This window comes from Enterococcus sp. M190262 (genome assembly GCF_005843965.1).
Taxonomy (GTDB): Bacteria; Bacillota; Bacilli; order Lactobacillales; family Enterococcaceae; genus Enterococcus_D; species Enterococcus_D gallinarum.
Map to the genome: position 1 here is coordinate 1,505,001 of NZ_CP040461.1, position 21,074 is coordinate 1,526,074.

The window sequence follows — 21,074 nt, forward strand, 5'->3', positions numbered from 1 at the left end:
CAAGGAAACTCGGAAGAGTTTTGATTCTTCGATCCAGTTTTGAGTGAGCAATACTTACTCAATTGAATAGTGTGGTGGCGATAGCGAGAAGGATACACCTGTAACCATGCCGAACACAGAAGTTAAGCTTCTTAGCGCCGATTGTAGTGAAGGGTTTCCCTTTGTGAGAGTAGGACGTCGCCACGCTGTTTCATTCCGGCATAGCTCAGTTGGTAGTAGCGCATGACTGTTAATCATGATGTCGTAGGTTCGAGTCCTACTGCCGGAGTTATCGATAGCTGTGAAGCTATCTTTTTTTTGCCATTTTGGAGCAATCTTTCTACTAGCGGAAAGATCGCTCTTTTTTTGCAGATAAAAGTTAAAATTATTTTGAGGAACCCAAAGATCAGTCGATTTGTCGAATGTTTCAAAAAAGAAGCGTTTGCGGGAGAGTCCTTTTTTTCCTATAATAAGGAAAAGGGGAGATGACATGAAACAACAATTATTTTTTGATTTAGATGGTACGATCATTGATTCTAGCGAAGGGATCTATTCTTCGATTCGCTATGCACTGGAAAAATTGGGACATGAACCTCTCTCAACCGATGGATTGAGAGCCTTTGTTGGTCCACCACTGATTAATTCTTTTCGTGAGCTGGGCTTTACAGAAGAGACTGCGCAGCGTGCTGTGAATTATTATCGGGAGAATTATCGAGAAAAAGGGATGTTTCAGATTACGCCTTACGAAAAAATCGAAACCACTTTGGCTGAACTTTCGGAAACACATGATGTCTTCATTGCTACGTCAAAACCAGAGATATTCGCAAAAGAAATTTTAAGTTACTTAGATTTTACAGATTACTTCAAAGGAATTTACGGAGCTGATCTTGAAAATAAGCGGGGAGAAAAAGCGGCAGTCCTTGCATATGCACTAGAGAAGGCGGATGGCAATACAAGTGCCTTAATGATTGGTGATCGAAGCCATGACATTCTAGGAGCAAAAGCCAATGGGTTATCCGCGATCGGTGTTCTTTATGGATTTGGTAGTGAGGAAGAACTACTTTCTGCAGGAGCAGTCGCTTTGGCAGAAAAACCACTAGATTTGCTGGAATTGATCAGAATGGATCATGCTGGAAAATAAATGCAAAAAAGAGCTTAGAACAGAGGAAGAAAGGTGATTATCCTCGCGATGTTTGATTAGTAGCGGGACTTACTTCGACTCTTTTTTAAGCTCATGAATGTTATTGGATGGTAGTGGTTTTTAGGACTAAGACATTATTATCCAGATAGCCACTCTCATTTTTCAAAACGAGGGTGCCGGAAGTCGGATGCACCATTAACTCGAGGTGACCAGTTAAAAACATTGTGTCGTACTCAGAAGTATAGAAAGTAAACAAATTGCTAGTGATCTCTAATGTAAAAGGAACAATGATTTCTTCAATAGGTGCGATCAAGAAACGCTCGCCAATCATACAGCAGCCTTCAGCAGAGGAAAACTGGTTGGAACCATCATTGGCTGTCAAGATAAATTGAGTTGTACCTTGTGGAAGACGTTGTGCTGCTTCTGTGGTAATCGTTAGCTCCATTTCTAGTACCTTCTTTCTATAAAAGCAATTGCTATTTTTCTTTGTTGGCTGATTGACTTGAACATAAAAAACTTATAAACAGATAACGAAAAGCATTGGACCAGATAGTTAGCTTGGGGAAGACGACTAAAAGGGCACAATGCTTCTTTTGTTATTTTAACATGGAAATGCTAAGATGCAAAGACTCAGGTGTTATTTCGTTCCTATCGTAGTAAGAAGTAGGCTATCAATCCGAGAATCACGAAAAAAAGACCAATATACAGAATAAAAGTTAACAGGGCTTGAAAGAATTGACGCATTGTCTTCACCTCAAATCAGTTGTTCACTATGATTCTAGCATGAAAGAGCCTGTTTGAATGAAATTCTAGAAATCTTTGTAGATGTTTAAGGTTTATTCATGGGAAATGAAGTAAAAAAACATATATTGCATGCAATTGGAACAGAAAAAATAAAAATAACAAAGCAGTTCATTCGTGAATCTTTCAGCTGTCACTTGAATGTGGTAAACTAAAGAGGAGGGGATAAAAATGTTGCGTACATGTCAAAATGTTCTCGTTGCGTTAGATGGTTCTGAGCAATCAGAAAAGGCCTTTTGGGAAGCTGTCGATATTTGCAAACGAAACAAAGCCAAACTGTATGTCCTTTCAATCATTAACAATGCAGAGCTTTCAACGAGTGCTTATTCTTTTTCAAAGCTATTTGAACAGGAAAAGACGAGGGTTGAAACCGAGATGCTAAAGAAAATCTATGATGCAAATAACCATGGTGTCGAAGACGTTGCGGTGATCGTAGAGGTAGGAGACCCTAAGCGATTTATCATCCATGCAGCAACAGAAACTTATCCAATTGATCTAATCGTGATTGGTGCGACGGGTAAAGGAACTCTCACAAGAGCTGTAGTGGGATCGACAACTGACTATGTCGTCAACCATGCAAAATGTTCGGTATTTGTTGTGAAATAAACTATTGATTTGTTTGATCAAAAAAGGGAAATCAGGTAACTGCTGATTTCCCTTTTTTATTTGATGAAAGTTATATTGGGATTATTCAAACCCACTAGTGGAGATATTTTTGTGAATCATAAGAATTTATCTTCGTATAATTTAAATGAATACTACGATCATATTTTCTATCTCTCACAAGATGCTCCTATTTTTCAGGGAACATTAAAAGAAAATATTGTTTTTGACAAAAATATACCAGATATTCAAGTAATAGAGGCACTAGAGAAATGTCAATTAGGACATTTTTATCATTCACTTGAAGAAGGATTAGATACACGAATTGGTGAAAAAGGTTCTAATATTTCTGGTGGAGAGAAGCAGCGTATTGCGTTTGCGAGAATGTTCTTTTCTACTGCAGAGATAATAGTGATAGATGAGGCCACTTCGGCATTGGATGAATCAACCGAAGAAAAGTTGCTCAAAGAAGTAATGAAAATATTTAAGAATAGGATCGTCCTTATGATTACCCATCGTCCGAAAAATCTGGAAATTGTTGATGAAGTAATCGTACTTAGTAATGGTTATAAAATCAGATAAGTGATTTCACCGTATACGGAGTAAATAGACTAACTACGACTAACTGGAGAGCAGCAAGGTCTGAATACGAAATAAGCTGGGAATGTTTATGCTAGTTTATTTTTTCTGCAATAACTCTCCATTTTCCTGTTTTCCGTAACTATTTAATTTCCCACTTCCAACTAATTTCCCACACGTACTATTTAAATAGTTTGTAGTTGCTTTATTCAAGGCAGGTGTTCGTATATTTTCTAATTGAAGTGTCGTTTTGTTTTTTCGTATTTTTTCCTAATTAAAGGAAAATAATTGACATTTATAAATGATAAAGAGTACAATTATGAAAAATAAAACGAAAAAGAGGAAAAAATATGAAAAATGTTCTAAAAGAAAATAAGCAATTTGTATTAATAACCAGTCTATTAGTTGTTATTGGCTCTTTAACATCAATGATTACTCCTCTATTCATACAATATTTTAATGAAAATAAGATCAAACTAACCTATGAGATAATGCTCTTTATATTTATAGTTATGTTGTTTTCTTTCTTATTGCAGACTTTCATGCTCGTGTATAGAGAAAATTTTGCAGCAAAGTTTAATTCGAATTATTTGTTCAAACTGATAAGTAAGCTGACTAAAATTTCTTATGATGGTTTTATTGAAAAAGAACCCACGTATTTAATTAATCGTATATTTACTTCAGTGGATTCTTTATATTTATTTTTGATTAATAGTGTATCGACTATAGTAAAGTCATGTTTTGTAATTTTGTTATCTCTAGGAATTGTTGGATTTATATCATGGAAAATTTTTTTGCTCTTATTGATATTACTTCCTTTAAATTTAGTTGGCTTTAAGCATATTAACAAGCAATTATCTATTAGAATGGAAAAAATGCAAAAAGATGCTGCAAGTGCAAATAAAGATTTAATTGTGACATTATCAAATGTGGATAATATAAAATCCCAAGCTAATGTATCTGCATTAGAACATCTGCTTAAACCAAAGATGATTGCAATGTATGATTCATTAGCAAATAATAATAAATATGCACAAGTTACTAGTAATGCTATTGTCTTTATTAATCAATTGGTTCAAAATATGACTTATATTTGGGCGAGTATATTAATTGTTCAAAATGAATTTCCTGTGGGAAATTTAATTATTCTAAGTATTGTTATTCCAATGTATTATTCCGCTTTAAGTGATTTATCTAAGGCAAATGTAGATTATAAATCTTTAACTATTTCTAATGAGTTCATTAAGAATAATCTTGACTTATTACGTGAAGAAAATGGGGAAATAGAAATACAAAATATAAACAATATTGAGTTTAATTTCCCATCATTTTTAATAAATAAACAAATTTTTAATTATAATTTAAAAGAAGTAGTGAATAAAGGGGATATAGTTTATATAGAAGGAGATTCTGGTAGTGGAAAAACTTCTCTATTGAGACTGATGTTGAAATTTAGAAAATCTAAAGGAATAAAGATCAATGGATTAGAAATTAACAGCTTGGAAAATTCAAGTTTAAGGAATAAAATTGCTTATATTTCACAAGATCCAACGATTTTGTCTACGTCATTAGAAAACAATATAGGAATGGGAAGAAAACTAACCAGAGATGAAAAATATTTGATTGAAACATCTGGTATTTTAAGTCCGATATTTAAAGAAAAGCATTGGGATAGTGTATTATTAGAAAATGGTGCGAATTTATCTGGAGGAGAAAAACAAAGAATTGCAGTATGTAGATTAATTATATCTGATGCAGAATTATATATTTTAGATGAAAGCATTAGTAATATAGATAAAGAATCTGCAAATGCAATATTGAATTTCATTACAATCAAATCACAAGAGAAAATTATTTTATATACAACCCATGATAAATCATTCAAGAAATACGCGAACAAAATTATTAATGTAAGGAGATAAACTATGAATCACGATTTGCTAAGTGTATCTGAAGTTGCGGATGCATTGGGAGTAACTACAAGAACTATTAGAAACTACTTGTCTGATGGTAAATTAAAAGGGCAAAAGATTGGTGGACAATGGAAATTTTTGAAATCCGAAGTGTATCGTTTTATAGGTCAGTCAGTTGAGAACCCTGTTACTAATTTTTTTGAAAACGAGAATCATTTTAAAACGGGTTCAATACTCGTCATTAATATTCCAATCTCTAGTATGAGGTTAGTTGAAAATTTAAAAAATGATTTGTTGAATCAATATAACAATGTATACGATGGAGAAAACCGACAGTTCTTTTATCAGGCAATTTCTAAAGAACAAGCCAGAGTAATAATACAAGGCCCTATAGAATACGTAGCTAGTTTTGGTGACTGGATAAATAATAGGCTAAGAAGTTATTCTTGAGAATCATTGATATTTATGATTGTTCAAATGAACATAATGAACAGTGTGAAATAGTGATGCAATGCAGGGACCGTTTATCATTTTCGTTGTTGAAATAATGAGCAACTGAAAATAATCGGTGCTAACTGCAAACAAAAAAACAACGTCCCAAGAACGTTGTTTTGAGAAAGCCACTTGACGGGCTTGAACCGTCGACCTCATCCTTACCATGGATGCGCTCTACCAACTGAGCTAAAGCGGCTTGTTATTTAACACAAGATATAGAATACCTGAAAGCCTGCTGTTTGTCAATTCCATTTTTTCAAGAGTACTGGGATTTTTTGTCAAAAAAGGTGAACAACAAGACAAAGAAGCAAAAATTTCTTTTTTCACTTGCCAACTTATCTGAATATTTGCTATATTACAGGTAGATTCTTCCGGCATAGCTCAGTTGGTAGTAGCGCATGACTGTTAATCATGATGTCGTAGGTTCGAGTCCTACTGCCGGAGTCATAAATAAAACGTCCCCATTGATGAAAAGATGATGGATGGGTAAAGCAAAACCCCCTGAATTTCAGGGGGTTTTGCTTTATAGATAGATTCAACAGTTTATCTCCTTGCGGCTACTTGTTTTTTGGATAAGCAAAGCAGTCGACATAGGGAAGTCACTTTATTTCAGAGACTCGATAGTTGTCTGCTGCTTTACGATGCTTATATGTTGACCTACCCCACAGTGATTTATTGGAAAATGACTCATTCGACTATTGCGCAAGTCAAGACCCAGTTTCCTTAAAAAGGTGTCCAAAGTGGATAAAGAAGATGAGAGGGATTCTATGGACAACAGCATTACATTTACAAATAGAAATGAATTTCGTGACTGGCTTCAAGAGTATGGTGTATCAAGTGAAGGGGTTTGGCTTTTGATCGGAAAAGCTGGCGGTCCTAAGACGATAAAGGCTCACGAGGCACTTGAAGAAGCGCTTTGTTTTGGCTGGATCGATGGCGTCATGCAAAAGATTGATGATAAAACATACAAGAAATACTTTGCGAGGCGCAGAAAGAACAGCAAGTGGTCAGAAAAAAACAAAGCACTAGCTGAAACATTGGAAAGCCAAGGACTAATGACTGATTATGGTCGAAGAAAAATAGAAGAGGCCAAGAAAAACGGTCAATGGGATGCGGTTCAGTCTCCAAAGATTTCGGAGGAACAAATCTATACCGTAGCAAGCTTATTAAAGAAACATGAGGCAGCTTATACAAATTTCCAAGCAATGTCTCTCTCTGTCAAAAAGACCTACACGCGGGCATACTATGATGCAAAAACCGACACTGGACGCGAAAAGCGTTTGTCTTGGATGATCGAACGGCTAGCGAAGAATCTGAAACCAATGTAGTGATTTTTGGGACTGTGCCATAAGTCTCCTACAAGTAAAACTATCCGAACATTAATGATTATTGCTCCTGCGGTGCAGGGACTCCTCGTCGCAAAAGTCAGAGGAATCTATCCTAGCAACAGACTATTATTCGGTTTAACTTGTTGGATGATGACTTATGGCACAGTCCTGATAGCTAAGAAGCATGAAAAATCAAGCGAAGCGACTCGGGCAATTTTTACTAATTGCAGGGGTCGCTTCGCTTGTTTGTCTTGCTTGCTAAATATCTTCTTATTGCCTACTGAAGCTTTTGCTCCAGAGTCTCATACAGTTTGACGGTCTCAGAGGCATCTTTGTTCGTGTAGTAGATCGTGATATCGGCTGTCGAGAGCCGGAGAATGGGTTGCGATCGTTTGTCCATGAATAGTTTCGCAGATTGACCAGCAACGTTAAAGTTGCCTGTCAGGTAATGATCTGTCGCCATCCCCATTGTGCGAACCGTTGGCTCTGGAAGTGTATCAACAAGCGTGACTGTTCTGATTTCATCCAACGGAATCGTTTTTCGGCTAGCTAATGGGGCATCAAACTGTACGGATTGATCTGTCATCTCTCCACTTATTGCATCAGGATTAAAATCTAATTGATACAAAGGAACGATAGTGACAACCATGATCGCGATCATCAGAATGCCGGTGCCGATTGCGAAACCTTTTCCGGTCTTTTTGCCTAAATTGATACCGATATTCAACCCCACGCGGTCAGGGACAAATAATCGAGGATCTGTTGGATTAATGTACACGCCATAACGCCAATAACGGTCTTCATCATAATACCGTTGTTCCGTAGAAGCCAACAATTGATCTTGTTTTTTTCGTAATCGCAGCAATAGCCCAAAAGGAACGACCATCAAGAAGACCAGTAACAAGACGAAAAGAACAGCGGATAACTCTCCAACTATCCCCGTCAACTGGGTCGAGAGCAGTGGAACAAAAAACAATAGCAGTGTGCCCGTGCTCATTAAGACGACCAGAAGGGACCAATAGAATTTCGTTAAATCATTGAACTGTTGATTGATTTGAAAATCCTTCGTCAATGGACGTACCGGTAAGCGGCGAATCACTTGCCATAAATAGAGGAAAAGCAAAAAGATCAAGCAGTTGATGAGGCTGAATAGCCAACCGGGTCCGTTCTCCACGGTAGGGAAATAAATTACACCAGCAATGACTAATAACAATGATGGAAGAAAACTGACTAATGGCAACAGTTTTCTATTTTTTTGCTGGATCAATTTGGTGTCTACTAAAACAGGATCGATAGGGAGTCCCCAGTTCTTATGCTCAATTAGTTCGTGCATTTTTCCAATATAATGAATTTGTAAGACGTAGCTTGCCCCCAGAAGCAAAAACAAGAGCAGCCAGAAAAAGGTCATGAGGATAGAGTCATATAAATTGAACAAAAAAATCAGACTTGCTACACTTAAGATACCGACAAACTGCATAATACGGCGGCGGTATTCAGAAACTAACGCCAAAACGTCCGGATGCTGCAAGTGATCAGGAGATAATGTATTTTCCAATAATACGTTTTTGTGGGGCTTACTGAGCAGATTCATTGTAAAAGCGATAGAAAAAATGACGATCAGATTTATGCCAAAGAAAATGTAATTCATTTCAATTCGGTCCTTTCAGAAAACTGTTCTAAACATTGCTGAATATCGGCAATGATCGCTGCTTCGCTTTTTCCGTGAATCAATGCAGAGGCTACTTGCAGCTGCAGCTGTTGTTGATAATATTCCTCTTCGGAGAAGGTAAAGCTGCGAGGCGCTGCGACAGCAGTTCCTTTGCGCCGATCGGTAATCAGCAGCCCGTCTTCTTTCAGTGAATTATAGGCTTTAGAAATAGTCATCGTGTTGATGCCAATCTCTTCTGCAAGTTGACGGACAGAGGGAAGTAGTTCGCCGACAGCTAATTCGCCTGTTGCGATCCCAAGAATGATTTGATCGCGTAATTGTTGATAGATGGGTGTATTGCTTTGAGGTTTGATTTAGAATTGCACTGGCGCTCTCTCCTTTGTATTATCTATATTAATACAAATAGATGGAACATGCAATCAATAATCATCCTCTCTATAAGGAACTCACTTCGCAGCATTAGGAGTAATAAACTGAAATTTTTCGTTGCTGTTTTGCAATCACTTTGTTATCGCAGTGACTGAATTTTACGGTATGCTTTTAGTTAGAAAAAATAAAGGAGGAGACATTATGAGCCACTCCCCGAGGACGGCTTACTTCGATAATGCAAAATTTTTATTAATGATTTTAGTGGTTTTCAGCCACTTATTGCAACCATTCATTGGTGATCACAAGTTTTATCATGATCTGTACTATTTTATTTTTACCTTTCATATGCCAGCCTTTGTTTTTTTAGCAGGTTATTTTGCCAAACCGCTCACAAAAGGTTCAAAAGTTCGAGATCTGGTCAAAAAGTTTCTACTTCCTTATGTGTTTTTTCAACTTTTTTATACAGTTTATTACTGGGTGATTGGACTTGACGCGTCGTTGAATATTCAGCTGCTCAACCCTCAATGGGCATTGTGGTTCTTACTCAGCATGTTCTTTTGGCAGCTTTCCCTCGTCTTTTTTCAGAAAATGACTGCCAGAAAAGCCATCTTGCTTAGTGTGCTGCTGAGCATTTTTGCTGGTTACCTCCCTTTTATTAATCAAGTTCTGACACTGCAGCGGACATTTGTCTTTCTACCATTTTTTATCATCGGTTTTTATTTTCCTAAAAATGAGATGCAGTTTTTACAAGGAACACGAATAAAAAAAATCAGTCTGGTTTTCTTGCCGATTATCTACTTGTTTATTGCGCTTTTCCATGGGATGAATAAGTACATGGTCTTTGGCTCGAAACCTTATGAAGACTATCTGAGCTATCCATTGTTCGGAGGACCATTACGAGGGGTGTTCTTTGTGATTGGACTGCTGGGGATCATTGGCTTTCTGCGACTCGTCCCGCGGCAACAGCTGTTTTTTACCAAATGGGGCAAGAACACACTGTTAGTCTATTTGCTGCAAGGGATCTTTATTAAGGGATTGAGAGCATTGGCAATCACTGAACTAAACTTGTCACTGCTCGGATTTATGGCGTTGATCGTCGTCAGTGTTTTACTGACGATCCTATTAGCCAGCAGACCTGTTCGACAGTTCTACGCCCGTTTTGAAGAAGGGATTTCTTTTGTCCTATTGGGCTTGGGTATCTTCATGATTGCGAACTGAATCTAAATGGAAACACCGCCTTCGCAAGTTTGGATCTGCCAGACTTTTGCTCAGGCGGTTGTTATTTGATTTGGACAAGAGTAAAATGAAGAGAATAAAGTGAAAGGATGGAGAAATATGTCAGAAATTTCCAAAAATACTACTGAAAAATTTGCTGAAGCGTATCAGCAAAATAACAAGCAAAATGCACTGCAAAGAGGCGTGGTCAAAAACGGGATCACTGCTTCAGCAGAAACGATTCAAGGCCATGTCAACAATGTACCAGTCTTTTCAGTTGATGTGACGACTGGCAAAGTGTCAAACCAAAAACAATCAGGTCGCTGCTGGATGTTTGCAGCATTGAACACATTCCGTCACAAAATGTTGAATGCCTTTAATTTGAAGGACTTTGAATTGTCACAGAACCATACTTTTTTCTGGGATAAATATGAAAAAGCCAACTATTTTTATGAAAATGTCTTGGCAACAGCACAAGAGCCTTTATCTAGCCGCAAGGTTGCTTTCTTGCTGCAAACACCCCAACAAGATGGCGGACAATGGGATATGATCGTGTCGATCTTTCAAAAATATGGTGTCGTGCCAAAAGCAGTGATGCCAGAAAGCAGTAATTCATCGAATTCCCGTGACTTGAACAACTACTTGAACAAAAAATTGCGCAAAGATGCTGGGACATTGCGCCAATTAGTGGCGGATGGACAATCCGAAGCAGCTATTCAAGAAGCAAAAGAAGGGATGCTACAAGAAATCTACAATTTCTTAGCGACTTCTTTGGGGACTCCACCAGAAACGTTTGACTTTGAATACCGTGATGAAGAGAAAAATTATCATATTGATCGCGGACTGACGCCGCAAACATTTTATGACAAATATGTAGGGGTAGATCTGGATGATTATGTAAGCATCATCAACGCCCCTACTGCTGACAAACCTTATAACAAGTCCTATACAGTGGAAATGTTGGGGAACGTTGTTGGAGGTAAAGAAGTGAAATATTTGAATGTGGATATGGAAACATTCAAAAAATTGGCGATTGCCCAATTAGAACAAGGAGAATCTGTCTGGTTTGGCTGTGATGTTGGGCAATCTTCTACCCGTGATTCTGGAATCATGGCATTGGATGCGTATGATATGAACGACTTATTCGATATCGATTTCACGATGACGAAAGCTCAACGTTTAGATTATGGTGAAAGTCTGATGACCCATGCGATGGTCTTGACTGGTGTGGACATTGTTGATGGCAAATCAACAAAATGGAAAGTCGAAAACAGCTGGGGAGAAAAAGTCGGTACCAATGGATTTTTTGTAATGAGTGATGAATGGATGGATGAGTACACCTATCAAATCGTTGTTCGCAAGGAATTTTTGACGGCCGAACAACTCGCTGCTTTTGAAGCAGAGCCGCAAGTCTTAGCTCCTTGGGACCCTATGGGAGCTTTAGCATAATGAAGAAATGAAAAGCTGTGAGCGTATGTTAAGAGACGATCGAACAAATTTTACGAGGACTGAGATAGAAACGGTTCATTTTCTATCAGATAGACCAATTTGTTTGATGGACCGTTTATTAGCTGCGCTGTCACAGCTTTTTTTGTCCATTTTTATGATCTTTAGCAGAAAAATGTGAAACTTATTAATTGTAAGATCGCCATTCTTTCTATAAAATAGAACAGTCACTAATGATGCCACACGTCTCATTAGAGTGAACTGTTGAAGAATGGTCACTGGGAACCTTTACTTCCACTGACAGACTTTGTCATTTTACTTAATGTTAAAGGAGGAGACTAATGACAAATCTGTTTATAGTTATTGTTGTACTTATTTTTGCTGCCCTTATTTATGGGTTCTACCTGATGCAAAAGCGTCATCTGAAATTCTCTACACGAGTGTTTACAGCGTTGTTTGTCGGGATACTTTTTGGGGGTATCTTACAGGCGATCTTTGGAACTGGCTCGGAAGTGATCACCCAATCACTAGAGTGGATCACAATGGTGGGGAACGGCTATGTAGCACTGCTGCAAATGTTGATCATGCCATTGGTTTTTGTTTCGATCGTCGGGGCATTTACCAAGATGAAAGAAAGCGAAAAAATCAAAAAAATCAGCTTTACTGTGTTGGCTACTTTGTTGGGCACGACAGCAATCGCTGCACTGATCGGAATCGTGATGGTTATGTTGTTTGGTTTAGACGGTGCGAGTTTTACTGAAGGCGCAGCGGAGACCGCACGGATCGCTGAGTTGGCAGAACGTTCTACCCAAGTCCAAGACTTGTCAATTCCTCAACAGATCGTATCCTTTATTCCGAATAATGTTTTTGCCGATCTAGCTGGGACACGTTCAACGAGTACGATTGGAGTGGTAATTTTTTCTGCTTTTGTAGGGATTGCCTACTTAGGGGTGAAGAAAAAAGCCCCGAAAGAGGCGCAAACGTTTGCTGATCTAATGGATAGCTTGTACAAGATCGTGATGCGAATCGTCACACTTGTGTTGCGGTTGACTCCTTATGGTGTATTGGCGTTGATGACAAATGTTCTAGCATCAAGTGATTTCGAAGCGATCCTAAATCTTGGGAAATTTATTTTAGCTTCTTATGCAGCATTGATCATTGTCTTGCTCGTTCATTCCTTGTTGTTAGCGAGTGTAAAAGTCAATCCAATTACTTATTTCAAGAAAGCTTTTCCAGTGTTAAGTTTTGCATTTACTTCACGCTCAAGTGCCGGTGCGTTGCCATTGAATATCGAAACGCAAACAAAAGCGCTAGGTGTCGACGAAGCAACCGCCAATTTTGCTGGTAGCTTTGGCTTGTCAATTGGACAAAACGGCTGTGCTGGTGTGTATCCGGCGATGTTAGCCACGATCGTAGCGCCTACGGTAGGAATCAATGTCTTTGATTGGCAGTTTATCCTGCTTTTGGTGGCGGTCGTAACCATCAGTTCTTTTGGTGTTGCTGGTGTCGGCGGTGGGGCAACCTTTGCTTCATTGATCGTTTTAGGATCAATGAACTTGCCGATCGCAATCGTTGGTCTAGTCATTTCTGTTGAACCACTGATCGATATGGCTCGAACACTGGTTAATGTCAGTGACAGCATGGTTGCCGGTGTGGTGACTAGCAGTCGTATCCATGAACTAGATCGTGCAACACTTGAAAGTCAAACAGCTGTGATTGATGCCGATTGATTCAAGTAGAAGCCGCTACTAAATCAAGTGATAACAAAAGAGTGTTTATTAAGAAAGACTGCGTGTGGTCTTTCTTTTTTTGTGACCAAAAATCAGAGTCACTATTGTTATTATGTGTCATTATGGCCTACTCTGACCGCTATCTTTAGTAGATGAGAGAATAATAAAGAAATATTCACCGCTTTTTTTATGGGTTTCTGCTATACTTTTTGTATACAGGCGCAGGAGGGATCAAGATGACACAACTGATTCAGTTAGAAAATGCAGCAAATGTCAGAGAATTAGGCGGTTATAAAACGACATCAGGGAAGACCATTAAGCGGAAAAAACTGATTCGTAGTGCCGCGATCAATGAGCTGTCTGAGACAGATCAAGCAACATTGAGCAACTATGGCATCAATCAAATCATTGATTTTCGTTCCTATGAAGAAGCCAAAGCACAGCCAGATCAGCCAATCCGTTATGCCCAGCAGTTCTTTTTGCCGATTTTTAGCGAAGATGAAACGATGGTTTCCTTATCACCAGAGACATTGAAGCAAAAGCTGGCAGATGGGGATGATGCAGAAGATCAGATGAAGAAGGTATATCGCCACTTTGTCGAAAGTCCGCATGCTCGAAAGCAATACCGTCATTTTTTTGACTTGGTATTAGAAAATGCGGAAGCAGGAGCAACCCTATTTCATTGTACAGCAGGGAAAGATCGAACAGGCTTCGGGGCATTTCTGCTCTTATCTTTATTAGAGGTGGATCAATCAACTATCAAACAAGACTATCTGGCAACGAATCGCTATCTGGGGCCTTTTTTAAAAGAAAAATTTGCCCCTATGGCGCAGCAAATGCCGCCTGAAGTTCTTGAAGCCATCACCACATTGATGAGTGCAAAAGAAAGTTTTCTTGATGAAAGTTTAGCAGCGATCAAAAAAGAATTTGGCACGGTGGATCAGTATTTAAAAGAAGGACTGGCAATCACAAAAGACGAAAAAGAGTATTTTCACGCCCACTTTACCGAGTAAAGGATGTGTCCAACATGAATCAGGAATTGCTTGCCCAGTTTGGGTTATCCGGAACATTAACGCCAATCAGCGGGGGTGACGTGAATCAGACGTTCCGGTTGTGGTCAGAAGAAAGACAGTATTTCTTGAAGTATCATCCAGGAGTATCCCAGCAGTTTTTTCAAGCAGAAGCAGCAGGACTGGCACAATTACGTCCCTATGTTCGCGTACCCGCCGTTTATCAATATGGAGATAACGAACATGGCGCCTACCTTTTGCTAGAATGGATCGATGTTGGTGAAGGTGATCAAGAGTCGATCGCCACTGCTTTAGCTGAGATCCATCGGCAAACAAGCCCAACGTTTGGATTTGAACAGGACAACTTTATTGGCTTATTGCCGCAGGTGAATCCCGCGGCAGAGGATTGGGTGAGTTTTTATACCACGTGCCGCTTAGACGTTCAGGTGGAATTGGCCAAGTTAGGAAATCATTGGAATCCTCGCCGAGAAGATAAGTACCTAAATCTGAAAGAAACGCTGTATCAAGAGTGGTCAGGTCGACAGGTTCAACCTTCTTTACTGCATGGTGACTTTTGGCGCGGCAATGTGCTGTTTGATCAGAAGGGTGATCCAGTTTTCATTGATCCGGCTGTATCCTTTGGTGATCGCGAACTTGATCTGGCGATGGCGCAATTATTCGGCGGATTTCGTCCGGAATTTTTCCAACGCTATCAGCAAGTCTTCCCACTGGAAAAAGATTGGCAAGAGCGGGTTCCTGTGTATCAGTTGTACTATTTATTGGTTCATTTGAATCTATTCGGTGAAAGTTACGGCAATAATGTAGATGAGATTTTGAGTAGATATTAGGAGGCATTTGGCAAGATGGTAGCAAAGTATCAAAAAGAACATGAAGTCGCTTATTATGAGTGCGATATCAATCAGACAATGACGTTTCCAGCAATGTTGGGAGTGGCAATCAAAGTATCCGAAGAGCAAAGTGCAGTATTGGAGCGTGGGCCAGAATACATTCGCTCTTTTGGACTGACATGGATCATTACTACTTACCATATCACGGTCAATCGGTTGCCGATGGTCGGGGAACAGATCACGGTCTCAACACAAGCAAAAGAATACAATAAATATTTTTGCTACCGCTATTTCTGGCTGCACGACGCCCAAGGAAATGAATTAGTGAAGATCGAGTCGGTTTTTGCATTGATGGATTTGGCAACACGCAAAGTCAGCAGTGTTCCAGATGAGATCGTCGCTCCTTTTGAAAGTGAGAAAATCAAGCGCATCAAGCGCTATCCTAAAATCAATTCCCCAGAAAAAGGACATTTTTTACCTTATCGGGTTCGGTTTTATGATATTGACAGCAATCAGCACGTCAACAATGCAATGTATTTTAATTGGCTGCTGGATGTTTTAGGCTATGAATTTTTGACGACGCATCAGGTGAAGGAAATAACGATTCGTTTTGACCGAGAAGTTGAGTACGGGAACTTGGTAGAAAGTCATTTTGAAACGATTCGGGATGAGAACCATTTGGAAACATTACATGAGATCAGAATCGGAGAGACGACGTACTGCGAAGCCGCAATGAAGTGGCATGAACGAACAAAAAATAATGAAAACAACTAACCGCACTGACAATCGTCTGTTCTTAGCGATTGACCTTCTCTTAAAAAAGGTCAGTTGCTAAGAACAAGCGAAGGTGCGGTTTTTTGTCAGTTTAGTTTCTAAAAAAGTCAGCAATCAGTTTTCCATAAAGTCGTGTAATTCAACTAATGGCAGCCGACGATTTTTGGCGATCAGCAATTTGATTCGGGCTTTTTGACTGTTGATGCTATTGCAAAAGATGACTCCCATCTCCTGCAGTTCTTTTCCGCCTCCAGAATAACCATAGACAGGTTCGGCAATACCGTTGAAACAGCGGGAGACTAGTACGACTGGGATTTGTTTCGCCAGTAATTTTTTTAGCGGCGGTAATGTTTGGGGTGGTAGATTGCCAGCTCCGAGGGCTTCAATGACCAATCCATCGATATTGGATTCTGCTAAGGCCTCAAAAAGTTCTCCATGCATGCCGGCATAGGCTTTAACGATCGGAATCAAGCCATCGACCCGATCAACATCCAATTGGCGACTCTCTAATAGTTCCTGCATGAATAATATTCGATTTTTTGTGACCAGCCCAATGGGACCTAGTGTTGGCGTGCGAAAAGTTGCAACATTCGTTGTATGCGTCTTTGTGACATAACGAGCAGAGTGGATTTCGTCATTCATAACGACTAGAACACCCTTTTTTTGAGCATCATCACATTTTGCTACGCGAATGGCACTTTCAAAATTATATAAACCGTCACTACCGACTTCATTACTGGAGCGCATGGCACCTGTAATGACGATAGGCAGCTGATTGCCGATCGTTGTATCTAGAAAAAAGGCAGTTTCTTCTAATGTATCTGTTCCGTGAGTGACAACTACGCCATCGATTCCACTTAAATGAGCCAACTGGATGCGTACTTTGATTTGCAGCATTTGCTCAGGTGCAATGTGAGGACTAGGTAGATTAAAGATATCTTCAACGATCAGTTCAACATCGTCATCGATATGGATAGGGGCATCCATCAATGGGTTTGTGACGTCTGGACTGACACCACCGGTCAACACATCTTCTTTCATGGCAATGGTGCCACCTGTATGCAAAACGAGGATTTTTTTCATTTTTGTCACCTCAAAGATTATTTTACTCATAACTCCAAAACTATTGTATACTAATCAAATAAGAAAACAAGCAAGGTGAGGAAAAATGATTCGAATTGGTTGTACGACATTTAGTGAACATGGTTCTCTTGTTCAGAGAAAAACATCAAAACTTTTTGAATATGCCAGTGTCTTTCCTGTGGTTGAACTGGATACGTCTTATCATTATTTACCCAAAGAGAAGGATGTGCGGAATTGGTTGACGCAGGTACCGGATAACTTCCGTTTTATTCTTAAAGTGCATCAAAGCGTAACGACACAAGGTGATTTGCCGGAAGGTATGTCTATGGCAGAAGCACTAACAGCTTTCAAGCAGGCGATTCAACCTATGGTGGATGCTGGCCGGCTTTATTGTTTGCTGGCACAATTTCCCAACCGGTTTAAGTGTACGAAAGAAAGTGTGGCGTATTTAGATGAAGTACGTCAGTGGTTTGCAGCGTATCCGGTGGCAATCGAGCTGCGGGACAATAGTTGGTATCAGCCAGAGTTCCGCTCTTCGATGCAAGCCTATATGCGCAAGCAAAAGTTCTCGTTGGTTATTGTTGATGAGCCCAAGAAACTCTCCACTACGGTTCCTTTAGAACCGCTAGTGACTAATCCGGCATTTGCCGTATGTCGTTTTCATGGCAGAAATGATGTTGGTTGGACAGCTACCGGACCTGACGCCAAAAAGAATCGGACGCTCTATCGCTACAATGAGAAAGAATTAAGTGAACTACGTCAAGCAGTCGAAGAAACAGCGGCTCACGCACAAGAAGTTGCTGTTATTTTTAACAATAATGCTGGCGGTGATGCGGCGGACAATGCCCGCGCGTTGATCGAAGCCATGCAAATCGATTACCAACAACTGAATCCTAGCCAATTGGAGCTATTTTGAGGAGTTATATGATTAAAGCAATTTTTTTTGACATCGATGGTACATTGATCGCAGATAACGGGAAAGCGATGGCAAGCACCCGAGCAGCGATCAAAGAAGCCAGAAAGCAAGGTGTCTTATGTGGCGTGGCGACAGGCCGCGGACCTGTAGAATTAGAGAAAGTCATCGATTATTTAGATTTGGATATGTTCATCACCTATAATGGGCAGTTTGTCTACACCAAACAAAATTTGATTTATGCCAAACCTTTTTCGAAGAACATCCTTGAAGAAATTGTTGCATATGCAGATGAAAATTATCGGCAGGTAATGTTTGGCGGAGAAACCAAAGTGGCTGGCAGCTTGACGATTCGTTTGAGTCAATCACCAGTGATGCAACGTTATTTGCGATTCGTCCCAAAGAAGTTTCCCGTTGGGGTGCTAAAAAAATTGCTGCAGCGATTCAGTCCAAATCGAAATGCCAAACGGTATCAGTCTCTGGATATTTTGCGGGAACCAATTTATCAGTGCATTATGCTGAGTCCCGAATCAGAGAAAGAAAAGCTAAAGCAAAAACTGCCTTCCTGTGATTTCAAACGCTCCAATGCCTATTCAGTGGATATCGTCCCCAAGAAAGGCTCGAAAATGAAGGGAATCCATGAGTTTTTGGCTTATGAAGGAATCGCGATCGAGGAAGCCATGGCTTTTGGGGATCACGAAAATGATATCGAGATGTTGAAAGGTGTTGGTATTGGGGTGGCTATGGGGAATGCGCAGCAAGCGGCAAAGACAGCGGCCAAATATGTAACAGCATCTAATAATGAAGATGGTATCGCTCAGGCTCTGAGGCACTATGGCATCATCGAATAACACCTAACTAGAGGAATAAATGGAATACACGAATTGATTGAGTGAGATCAACGGAGGAGGAAAGAAGATGAGTCCTTTTGAAATGACAGAAGAATTTCATCAAACCTTTGACCCGACACGTCCGGAGCAACCACGGCCATTCACACCAGAAAAGGCCAGTTTCCGTGCAGGGTTCAAAGTAGAAGAATTAGTTGAGTTTTTGTATGCAGCGGCCAACAATGATCCCGAGCAGTTCGCACAGTCAGTGGCGGATCTGCATCAGGGAATCGAGCAAGCAAAAGAAAAGATCACTAGCAAACAAAAACCAGTGACGGATACGTTAGTCGAGCAAGTCGATGCCTTATGCGATCTTTTGTATTTCACCTATGGCTCTTTTTCACTATTGGGTGTCGATCCGGCACCAATTTTGAAAATCGTTCATGAAGCCAATATGGGGAAACTTTTTCCAGATGGCATGCCCCATTACCATCCTGTGACTCATAAAGTCATGAAACCTGCAGATTGGGAAGAACGTTTTGCTCCAGAGCCCCGCATCAAAGCTGAAATTGAACGTCAGATCGCAGCAAAAATGAAGAGTTGACTTGAAACGAGTGAACAACCATAAAAATAAGATGACCTTTGCAAAATCATTCGCAAGGGTCATCTTTTTTTGTTCTAAGTGTATTTGAGGGTCGGCTTTGTTGGGAAAGGCCACTGACTATCAATCAAAAAAGGTATAATACAAAGTTCGAACAGCGGCTTTCTCTTGTTCTTTATGGATACCAAACATAATACTGACCTCGGAAGAACCTTGGTTGATCATTTCCAAGTTGATGTTCTTGCGGGCCAATGCAGCTGTGCTGTCTGCAGTGATCCCCACTCGTTGGCGCATCCCTTCTCCAACAACTACGACCATGGATAAGTCGTGGGTCATTCGTAATTCATCTGGATCGATCTCATAAGCGATCTTGCGCAGCAATTCTTCTTCCAACACCGGATTTAATTGATTGGCTCTCATAATGATCGAGATATCATCGATTCCGGACGGCATATGCTCATAGTTTAAATCAAATTCTTTGAAAATCTCAAGGACGCGTAAAGTAAAACCAACTTCTCGGTTCATCAAGTATTTACGGATGTAGATCATACAGAAGCCTTCATCACTAGCAACACCGACAACTGGTTGTGTCAAGTTGTTCCGTTGGTTGGTGATCATGGTTCCTGGATGTGTGGGATTATTCGTATTTTTGATAACGACGGGAATCTTTGCCCGATAAGAAGGCATCAACGCTTCATCGTGCAGCACCGTGAATCCGGCATACGAAAGTTCCCGCATTTCTCGATAAGTCAGTTCTTTGATGGGTTCTGGGTGATGGACATAACCTGGATGAGCCGAAAAAATACCATCGACGTCTGTAAAGTTCTCATAAAGCGCCGCGTTGACACCAGCAGCTACCAATGCACCAGAAATATCTGATCCGCCTCGAGAGAAAGTACAGATTTCTCCATCCTCCGTATACCCAAAAAATCCTGGGATCACTAAAATTTCTTCTGTTTCTGCCCAGGCATTGATTTTTGTGTAAGATGCTGGCAAGATCCGGGCGTTTTGGGGTTCATCAGTGACTAAGATCCCTAGCTCCTCTGGGTTTAAGTAACGTGCTGCTAGACCGGATGCTTGTAAAATTCCGGCAATCAAACGAGCGTTATTGTCTTCTCCACTAGCTAAGATCTTGTCATGAAAATGTGGGTCATCATTAGGCGACAATGTCAGAAACTGCTGTAAAGCACTTTGGATCTCTGCCAATAATTCAGGCGCCACTTGAAAAGGGGCAGCGATGGCAGCATAACGCGCATAAATTTCTGTTAATAAGGGACGGACATCTTTTGATGCAGCTAGTCCTTCACAAGTGGCTAATAAAAGATCAGTCACTTTGGTATCGTCTGCATGGCGTTTACCGGGGGCAGAAACAACAACAAAACGGCGTTGTGGATCTGCTTGGATAATATCAACTACTTTTTGCACTTGCTCGGCTGAAGCGAGCGAACTACCACCAAATTTTGCTACTTTCATCTTGCATTACTCCTGTTCAAGCTTTTTTCTAGAGTACAGTGTCAAAAGTGAGAAATCAAGGCATTTCTTAAAAAAGGCACCAAAAAACAGGAAAAAGCTTTTTTGATTTCGGCTTTTCCAAGGAAATTTGGAGAGAGCTTGTTAAAAAAAGAATGAAAAATTGGAGGAAGTCGCAAAAAAGTCAATCTTTTTTGCCGCAATTTAATGCTTGATTTTTTTCTTTATGCTATAATCTAGCGTAGATGCTTTTTTTGAAAAGGGACAAGTGGGTCCTTTT

At 40.0% G+C, this 21,074-nt stretch carries 19 protein-coding genes, 3 tRNA genes, 1 rRNA gene and 1 pseudogene; 18 read left to right on the forward strand and 6 right to left on the reverse strand.

From position 1 onward, the window contains the following. Positions 1–70 precede the first annotated feature (70 nt). The 3 genes from rrf to FE005_RS07070 all read left to right on the forward strand — a co-directional run bounded on the left by rrf (position 71) and on the right by FE005_RS07070 (position 1,120). A 5S ribosomal RNA gene (rrf, locus tag FE005_RS07060) occupies positions 71–186 on the forward strand. Positions 187–194: 8 nt separating this feature from the next. Then, positions 195–268 (forward strand) — tRNA-Asn (locus FE005_RS07065). Positions 269–469: 201 nt separating this feature from the next. Continuing rightward, complete coding sequence (locus tag FE005_RS07070) at positions 470–1,120, forward strand: HAD-IA family hydrolase (protein ID WP_138371537.1); 651 nt, start codon at positions 470–472, stop codon at positions 1,118–1,120. A 100-nt stretch (positions 1,121–1,220) separates the two neighbouring features. On the opposite strand, the gene FE005_RS07075 is transcribed toward FE005_RS07070, so the two are convergent. Further along, complete coding sequence (locus tag FE005_RS07075; protein WP_138371538.1) at positions 1,221–1,565, reverse strand: iron-sulfur cluster biosynthesis family protein; 345 nt, start codon at positions 1,563–1,565, stop codon at positions 1,221–1,223. Positions 1,566–2,092: 527 nt separating this feature from the next. Here FE005_RS07075 and FE005_RS07080 point away from each other — a divergent pair. From FE005_RS07080 to FE005_RS07095, 4 genes and pseudogenes are all read left to right on the forward strand, one after another. Next, positions 2,093–2,527: a universal stress protein gene (locus FE005_RS07080; RefSeq protein WP_003127309.1), complete on the forward strand. Its 435-nt coding sequence runs from the start codon at positions 2,093–2,095 to the stop codon at positions 2,525–2,527. A 66-nt stretch (positions 2,528–2,593) separates the two neighbouring features. Continuing rightward, a pseudogene (locus FE005_RS07085) lies at positions 2,594–3,106 on the forward strand (ATP-binding cassette domain-containing protein); the annotation flags it as partial. Positions 3,107–3,453: 347 nt separating this feature from the next. Next, positions 3,454–5,025, forward strand: a complete 1,572-nt coding sequence (locus tag FE005_RS07090; RefSeq protein ID WP_138371539.1) for an ABC transporter ATP-binding protein — start codon at positions 3,454–3,456, stop codon at positions 5,023–5,025. 3 nt (positions 5,026–5,028) lie between these two features. Beyond that, the gene (locus tag FE005_RS07095; protein ID WP_003127312.1) at positions 5,029–5,466 is read left to right on the forward strand and encodes a helix-turn-helix domain-containing protein; all 438 of its coding nucleotides are present in this window, start codon (positions 5,029–5,031) and stop codon (positions 5,464–5,466) included. Positions 5,467–5,634: 168 nt separating this feature from the next. Here FE005_RS07095 and FE005_RS07100 read toward each other — a convergent pair. Continuing rightward, positions 5,635–5,707 (reverse strand) — tRNA-Thr (locus FE005_RS07100). A gap of 174 nt (positions 5,708–5,881) precedes the next feature. Between FE005_RS07100 and FE005_RS07105 the strand changes: the two genes are divergently transcribed. Continuing rightward, a tRNA-Asn gene (locus tag FE005_RS07105) sits at positions 5,882–5,955 on the forward strand. A 323-nt stretch (positions 5,956–6,278) separates the two neighbouring features. Next, positions 6,279–6,839, forward strand: coding sequence for a YdeI family protein (locus FE005_RS07110; protein WP_003127314.1), 561 nt, complete (start codon positions 6,279–6,281; stop codon positions 6,837–6,839). A gap of 277 nt (positions 6,840–7,116) precedes the next feature. Here the strand turns inward: FE005_RS07110 and FE005_RS07115 are convergent, their stop codons facing one another. Both FE005_RS07115 and FE005_RS07120 read right to left on the reverse strand, forming a co-directional pair. Next, positions 7,117–8,487 carry a PH domain-containing protein gene (locus tag FE005_RS07115; protein ID WP_138371540.1) on the reverse strand — a complete coding sequence of 457 codons (1,371 nt, stop codon included), beginning with the start codon at positions 8,485–8,487 and terminating at the stop codon, positions 7,117–7,119. Further along, the gene (locus FE005_RS07120) at positions 8,484–8,861 is read right to left on the reverse strand and encodes a GntR family transcriptional regulator (RefSeq protein ID WP_138371541.1); all 378 of its coding nucleotides are present in this window, start codon (positions 8,859–8,861) and stop codon (positions 8,484–8,486) included. The genes FE005_RS07115 and FE005_RS07120 overlap by 4 nt, the downstream gene beginning before the upstream one ends. A gap of 217 nt (positions 8,862–9,078) precedes the next feature. Between FE005_RS07120 and FE005_RS07125 the strand changes: the two genes are divergently transcribed. From FE005_RS07125 to FE005_RS07150, 6 genes are all read left to right on the forward strand, one after another. Beyond that, positions 9,079–10,095 carry an acyltransferase family protein gene (locus FE005_RS07125; protein WP_005471584.1) on the forward strand — a complete coding sequence of 339 codons (1,017 nt, stop codon included), beginning with the start codon at positions 9,079–9,081 and terminating at the stop codon, positions 10,093–10,095. Positions 10,096–10,212: 117 nt separating this feature from the next. Next, positions 10,213–11,541, forward strand: a complete 1,329-nt coding sequence (locus FE005_RS07130; RefSeq protein ID WP_005471586.1) for an aminopeptidase C — start codon at positions 10,213–10,215, stop codon at positions 11,539–11,541. Positions 11,542–11,879: 338 nt separating this feature from the next. Next, positions 11,880–13,268 (forward strand): L-cystine transporter, encoded by a 1,389-nt coding sequence (locus FE005_RS07135; RefSeq protein WP_003127320.1) that lies wholly within the window; start codon positions 11,880–11,882, stop codon positions 13,266–13,268. A 236-nt stretch (positions 13,269–13,504) separates the two neighbouring features. Beyond that, positions 13,505–14,281 (forward strand): tyrosine-protein phosphatase, encoded by a 777-nt coding sequence (locus FE005_RS07140; RefSeq protein WP_005471589.1) that lies wholly within the window; start codon positions 13,505–13,507, stop codon positions 14,279–14,281. A gap of 14 nt (positions 14,282–14,295) precedes the next feature. Beyond that, a complete protein-coding gene (locus FE005_RS07145; RefSeq protein WP_138371542.1) occupies positions 14,296–15,126 on the forward strand; it encodes a fructosamine kinase family protein in 831 nt (276 codons plus the stop codon). A gap of 15 nt (positions 15,127–15,141) precedes the next feature. Continuing rightward, a complete protein-coding gene (locus FE005_RS07150; RefSeq protein WP_138371543.1) occupies positions 15,142–15,900 on the forward strand; it encodes an acyl-ACP thioesterase domain-containing protein in 759 nt (252 codons plus the stop codon). Positions 15,901–16,014: 114 nt separating this feature from the next. On the opposite strand, the gene FE005_RS07155 is transcribed toward FE005_RS07150, so the two are convergent. Next, complete coding sequence (locus FE005_RS07155) at positions 16,015–16,983, reverse strand: asparaginase (RefSeq protein WP_138371544.1); 969 nt, start codon at positions 16,981–16,983, stop codon at positions 16,015–16,017. A gap of 85 nt (positions 16,984–17,068) precedes the next feature. Here FE005_RS07155 and FE005_RS07160 point away from each other — a divergent pair, with 85 nt between their 5' ends. The 3 genes from FE005_RS07160 to FE005_RS07170 all read left to right on the forward strand — a co-directional run bounded on the left by FE005_RS07160 (position 17,069) and on the right by FE005_RS07170 (position 19,327). Next, the gene (locus tag FE005_RS07160) at positions 17,069–17,899 is read left to right on the forward strand and encodes a DUF72 domain-containing protein (RefSeq protein ID WP_003127326.1); all 831 of its coding nucleotides are present in this window, start codon (positions 17,069–17,071) and stop codon (positions 17,897–17,899) included. 8 nt (positions 17,900–17,907) lie between these two features. Then, the gene (locus FE005_RS07165) at positions 17,908–18,747 is read left to right on the forward strand and encodes a Cof-type HAD-IIB family hydrolase (protein WP_138371545.1); all 840 of its coding nucleotides are present in this window, start codon (positions 17,908–17,910) and stop codon (positions 18,745–18,747) included. Between the two features lie 67 nt (positions 18,748–18,814). Continuing rightward, on the forward strand, positions 18,815–19,327 hold the full coding sequence (locus FE005_RS07170) for an HAD family hydrolase (protein WP_103300553.1): 513 nt from the start codon (positions 18,815–18,817) through the stop codon (positions 19,325–19,327). A 120-nt stretch (positions 19,328–19,447) separates the two neighbouring features. On the opposite strand, the gene FE005_RS07175 is transcribed toward FE005_RS07170, so the two are convergent. Beyond that, positions 19,448–20,797 carry an aspartate kinase gene (locus tag FE005_RS07175; protein ID WP_103300554.1) on the reverse strand — a complete coding sequence of 450 codons (1,350 nt, stop codon included), beginning with the start codon at positions 20,795–20,797 and terminating at the stop codon, positions 19,448–19,450. Positions 20,798–21,074 lie beyond the last annotated feature (277 nt).